The 262-nt window shown below is 61.1% G+C and carries 1 protein-coding gene; it reads right to left on the bottom strand.

Features of this window, described 5'->3' with window-relative positions:
- Positions 1 to 247 (bottom strand): transposase zinc-binding domain-containing protein (locus J0A68_RS23470; protein ID WP_317195151.1); only part of this gene is annotated, 247 nt, incomplete at its 3' end.
- Positions 248 to 262: the final 15 nt, after the last annotated feature.

Here is a 262-nt window from a genome sequence, read left to right as displayed (position 1 = left end):
GCAGGGTGAACACGACGTGGAAATAGGGCACTGGCAGCAGTTCCGCTTCCCGTTTCGAGATCCATTCCTCCCGGTTCTTCCCCTGGCACTTGGGACAGTGTCTGTTGCGGCAGCTGTTGTAGCTGATCCGGGTATTCCCGCAGTCGGTGCAGGCATCCACATGGCCGCCCAGATCCGAAGTCCTACAACGCATGATGGCCGACAACGTCCGCAGCTGCCAAGGGTTGATCCGGGGATGGCGTTCCACCTCGGCCCAGTGCTG

Origin of the sequence: Algoriphagus oliviformis (assembly GCF_017254915.1) — a bacterium.
GTDB classification, from domain to species: Bacteria; Bacteroidota; Bacteroidia; order Cytophagales; family Cyclobacteriaceae; genus Algoriphagus; species Algoriphagus oliviformis.
This window is presented reverse-complemented; position numbering and strand designations above follow the sequence as displayed.